Here is a 4,849-nt window from a genome sequence, read left to right as displayed (position 1 = left end):
ACCAAGGTGGCATGCCCCCACCCTCTCAGGTGATTGAACTCCGGAACCCACTCAAGATCTAGGCATGTAGTACTAGGCCCCTCCCAAACGGCCGATACCCCACCCCTCGACGCCACCTCGTCTAAAAGAGCCGCGTCCAGGCTTCCGACATGGCGAGACCACCGACCGGCCTCGACCACAGCCACGACCGTCCCGGCCTACGCCACGCGGCCCGTTAGGCACCCCCCAAACAGCCGATCCACCACACCTCGACGCGACCTCGCTCGCTCGGCCTTAAGCCGTCCCGCCAGCCCCTGAGGCCCCGACTCCTTGATCGCCTCGACCTGCGGCGTGTCGCCCGTCCCGTGCGTCTCGAACGGTCGATCCGCCGCAGCTCGACGCGATCTTGCTCGCTCGGTCTTTAAGCCGTTCTGGCAGCCCTTGAGGCCCCGGGCTTCCTGATCGTGTCGAGCTGCAGCGTTTCGCCTGTTCCATGCGTCTCGAACGGTCGATGCGCAGGCGGGTCGAGTGTCCGGGCCGCTGGGTGGGGTGTGCTGAGTTGGTTGGTGGGCGGGGTTCAGTGGAATTCGTGGATGAGTTCGATCGGGCCGATGAGGTGGGTGTTGAGCTCGGGGAGGTCGTCGGCCGGGATCCAGAGTTCCAGGATGGTGCGGCCGCCGGCTTGGCGGACGGGGTAGCGGGCCAGGAAGGACGACTTCACCGCGAAGCGGGTGACGAAGCCCGCGCCGTCGTGTTTGACGTTCCAGTCCCGGGCGATTTTGATCGCGTACTCCTCGTTGAGGACGGGGTAGAAGATCGGCTGCTCGGGCAGGCGGGGTGGCCAGGCGCGCCACTGGAGGGCGCGGACGAGGTCCAGCTCCTTCGGGCCGGTCGGGCGCCACAGGGTCGTCGTCGCGACGTCGGCGGTCATGAGCGCGGATCGCTTTCTCGGGGAGCGGAGGGCCTGGACGGCGGACGCTACCGGACGAATCGGGCGCGGTCGATCGGGTTTCGCTCCTGGGTGATCAGTGCGAAACCCGCACTTGTCGACGGGGAACGGACGGAGATCCCGGTCGGCGGCAGGTGCGGAGGCCGGTCCTTGATCGCCTCGAGCTGCGGCGTGTCGCCCGTCTCGTGTGTCTCGAACGGTCGACTTGCCACACCTCGACGCGATCTTGTCTAAAAGGGTCGCGTTCAGGCTTCCGGATGGCGAGGCCATCGGCTGGGCTCGACCGCGGCCATGATCGTCTCGACCTGCGCCATGTGGTCCGTTTGGCGCGTCTCGAACGGTCGATTTGCCGCAGCTCGACGCGATCTTGCTCGCTCGGTCTTTGAGTTGTTCCAGCAGGCCGGGGGGCTTGGGTTCTTGATCGGGTCGGGCTGCGGCGTGTCGCCGGTTTCGCTGGTCTCGAATGGGCGACACGCCGCAGGTCGGCGGGATCATGTGTGGGCGGTGAGGTGTTCCGGGATCAGGTACTCGGCTTGGTCGGGTGGGTGGGGTGTGGACGGTGGGTTGGGTGGGGTGCTTATTGCGGTGTGGTCTTTGCGTTGAGGGAGCGCATGATGAGGGGCCAGGCGGTGTGGAGTTCGGGGATCCATTCGGGCCAGGCGTGCCAGCCGTTGCCGTAGATGTGGGCCGTTACCGGGATTTTCAGGGTGCGGAGGCGGGAGATGAAGGACTGGTTCATACGGCCGATGAGGACTTCGCTGAGCTGGCTGAAACGCCACTGGCCGCCCGGCGGGGTCAGGGGGCCGTTCATACCGGTCGTCCCGGACGAGACGTACAGGCCCGTTCCGCGGAGCTTCGACGCCTGGACGTAAGGGTCGTGGGCACGCCAGTTGGCGTCGTCCTTGCCCGGGACGCCGAAGATGCGGAACGCGTCGGGGCCGAAGCCGAGCAGGTTCACCGTGACGAGGAAAGCCTGCATCCCGTCCATCGTCAGATGGGTCGAACCACTGAACGAAGCCGCATACGTGTACATCCCCGGATGGCGTGCGGCATACGACATCGCGCCCTGCCCGCCGGAGGAGACGCCGAGCACCGCCCGCTTCCCGCTCGCCCGGTAACCGCCCAGCATCTTCACCAGTTCGACGGTGTGGAAGGTCTCCCAGCGGGGCGTCCCGCCTTTGCCGTCGTTCCACCAGTCGGTGTAGCTGCCGTTGATCCCGCCGGTCGGCATCGCCACGATGACGTCCCACTGCGCGGCGAGTTTCGCGATGTCGGTCTCCCTGGTCCACGACGTGTAGTCGTCGCGCCCGCCCTGCAGTGCGTAGACCACCGGCCAGGTGCGTTGCGCGGTCCGGCTCCAGCCGCGCGGCAGCAGCACCCGGGTGGTGACGTCCGCGCCGATGTTCGGCGACCGCCACGTCAGGTCGACGGTCGTCTTGTTCAACCATTTCTCGGTGACCTTCCCCGCGGCGGCGGGCGGGGCGGGAAGCAGCCCCGTCAGCAGGGTGAGGAGCAGGGCGAAGGCGGTCAGCAGGCGTTTCATCCGTCGTTCTTTCTGGCGAGGATCCGGTAGGCGTTGCTGTTGTGGCGTTTCAGCGGAACGGTGAGCAGGTCGAGCAGGATCGCGGCGCCCATGAGCGGTGCGGCCAGCGCCATCGTGGCGAGGACCCCGGCGTACTCGCGGCGTCCCGGCACGCGGGGCCACCACGGCCGGTCGACGTCGAGCCCGAGCAGGTTCAGCACGGCGGCCGCCGAAGCGACGAAGTCGGGCCCCTGGTCGGCCTCCCTGCGCTCCTGCGCGATCACTTCGAAGCCGCGGTCGGTGAGCGCGGTCCGCAGGTTGCCGAGCGGGATCAGATGCAGGTGCTGCGGGGCCAGCCACGGCACCCAGAACCCGCCCAGCACCCGGGCGAACCACGATTCGGGGTCGGGCAGTTCGATAAGCAGATGCCCGCCGGACGGCAGCAGCTTGGTGACCGAGTCCAGCTCCGCGAGCGGATCATGGGTGTGTTCCAGGTAGTGGTGCATACTGACGACGTCGTACTGTCCGGCCAGCTCAGGGGCGGCTTCGATCAGTTCGCTCCGGAATCCCCGGTCGAGCCAGCCGCGCTGCTCGCCCTCCAGGACGGCCACCCCGAAGTCGAGCCCGTCGAACCTGGTCCTGGGCATCACGGTCCGGGCGACCCGGCAGAAATGCCCCTTCCCGGTGCCGACGTCGAGCCACGCTTCCGGCTCCGTCACCCGCCGGACCATCGCGGCGCGCGCCAGATACCACGACGTGTTCGACGCGAGGATCCGCTCCGCGAGCACATCGCCGAGCCCGTCGTAGACGTCCTTGTAGTAGAACGCCAGCCCTTCGTCCGTGACGCGCGGATTCTGGAAGACGTGCCGGCACCGCAGACACCGTTCCAGGGTGAACCGTCCCGGTTTGCCCTGCAGGATGTCCCAGGTCCTGACCTGCCGCCGCAGTTCCGGCGCACCGCACCACGGGCACACCTCCGAACGTTCCCTGACGAACCGCTCGACCCCGCGGTCGATCTCCTCCCGGTACCAGCCGCGCGCCTCCTCCCGCGCCGCGATCAGCCGCTGCTCCCACGGGGTGCGCGGCGCCCGCAACGTCCGGACGATCGACAGCGGCGTGTACAGGAGCCGGGTCGCGCAGACCCGCCACAGATCACGCGGCGTGACCGGGGTTCCCGCGAACACCAGCAGCGGCAGCAGGCAGTACCCGACGGCCAGGGCGAGCCCCGCGAGAGGCGCGACCGCGATCCCGCCGAGCACGAGCAGGTAGCCGGCGGCCGCCGCGAGCAGGGTCTGCGGCAGCGAGAGGGTCTGCGGAAGGACGAACACCATCGCCCGCATCCGGGCCCGCCGGAAAGCCGTCTGGTCCTGCCCCCGGAAGTCGGCGACGACGATGTCTGCCTCACCCGTGTAGAGCTTGAGCCGCACGGTCATCGCGCTCAGCTCGTCGGGGTCGTAGGCGTCTTTCTCCACCATTCCCGCCTGCCGTGCCGCCTCCCGGGAGACGAGCACCGCATGGCACGCGCCGCGCCCCATTCCGAAACGGTCCTGACGGTAGTCCGCGAAGTTCAGATGACGGGCCAGATCGAGGATCCCGTCGAACGGAAGGTCGCGCGGCAGGAGGTCGACCAGCCCGAGGCCGTTGTCCCGCGCGTGCTGTTCGGCGGCCCGCCGCACCTCCACCGGGACGGTCACCCCGACGGCCGTGAACAGCACGAACGCCGGATCGTCGGCCCCGCCGGGCGCGGCGGGGGAGAGCGGCCGCAGGGTCCGCAACCGGGCCCGCAGCCGCCACGCGTTGGCCGCCATGAGAACGGCGAGGATGGCGAGGGGAATCATTCGGGGATCCGGTGGAGGGCAGGCCGACAAGAGCGTCCGCGAGGACGCGGGAATTGAGTTTTCACCGCGGAACAGTCTTTCTCTCGTGAGATAGGAAGGGAGCGGAAAGGCCGTCACACTTCGGGGCTATGGAGATCAAAGTCCTGGACGAGGAACGGCTGAGCGACAGGCTCAGAAAATTGACGGTCCACGCGGGCTCCGTCGACGACGGTGAACTGTCGGTCCATGTGCTGCTCCCGCACGGCTGGACCGAGAACGCCGCCCGCACCTGGCCGCTGCTCACCCTCCACCACGGCGGCCTCGACGATTCGACCTCGTGGCTCGCCCACACGGGCGTCGCCGAGCTCAGCCGCGACGACGACGTCCTGATCGTCATGCCGGACGGCGGCAGGTTCGGCGGCTACGCCGACTGGCGGGACGGCCCGCAGTGGCAGACCTTCCATCTTGACCAGGTCTTCGAGCTGATGCGCGCCCGCTACGGGGCGGCGCCGGTCCGGGCGGTCGCCGGGGTGTCCGGCGGCGGTTACGGCGCGCTGCTCGGCGCGGCGTCCCGCCCGGGGA

The 4,849-nt window shown here is 68.8% G+C and carries 4 protein-coding genes; 1 reads left to right on the top strand and 3 read right to left on the bottom strand.

The window, feature by feature from the left end; genetic code table 11:
- Positions 1 to 556: 556 nt before the first annotated feature.
- The 3 genes from ACYVE7_RS29065 to ACYVE7_RS29055 form a co-directional block, all read right to left on the bottom strand.
- Entirely contained in the window at positions 557 to 910 is a 354-nt protein-coding gene (locus ACYVE7_RS29065; protein ID WP_460369075.1) for a hypothetical protein, read from the bottom strand.
- A gap of 595 nt (positions 911 to 1,505) precedes the next feature.
- The gene (locus ACYVE7_RS29060) at positions 1,506 to 2,471 is read right to left on the bottom strand and encodes an alpha/beta hydrolase (protein ID WP_460369074.1); all 966 of its coding nucleotides are present in this window, start codon (positions 2,469 to 2,471) and stop codon (positions 1,506 to 1,508) included.
- Positions 2,468 to 4,288, bottom strand: a complete 1,821-nt coding sequence (locus tag ACYVE7_RS29055; RefSeq protein WP_460369073.1) for a class I SAM-dependent methyltransferase — start codon at positions 4,286 to 4,288, stop codon at positions 2,468 to 2,470. The genes ACYVE7_RS29060 and ACYVE7_RS29055 overlap by 4 nt, the downstream gene beginning before the upstream one ends.
- A 128-nt stretch (positions 4,289 to 4,416) precedes the next feature.
- Between ACYVE7_RS29055 and ACYVE7_RS29050 the strand changes: the two genes are divergently transcribed.
- Positions 4,417 to 4,849, top strand: a 433-nt coding sequence (locus ACYVE7_RS29050) for an alpha/beta hydrolase-fold protein (RefSeq protein ID WP_460369071.1), incomplete at its 3' end; no start/stop codon positions are given.

The sequence above is a fragment of the Actinocorallia lasiicapitis genome (genome assembly GCF_054778695.1).
This window is presented reverse-complemented; position numbering and strand designations above follow the sequence as displayed.

Bases quoted from the DNA above. Each gene is read 5' to 3' on its own strand.
- ACYVE7_RS29065 (WP_460369075.1), bottom strand. From the start codon at position 910: ATGACCGCCGACGTCGCGACGACGACCCTGTGGCGCCCGACCGGCCCG.
- ACYVE7_RS29055 (WP_460369073.1), bottom strand. From the start codon at position 4,288: ATGATTCCCCTCGCCATCCTCGCCGTTCTCATGGCGGCCAACGCGTGG.
- ACYVE7_RS29060 (WP_460369074.1), bottom strand. From the start codon at position 2,471: ATGAAACGCCTGCTGACCGCCTTCGCCCTGCTCCTCACCCTGCTGACG.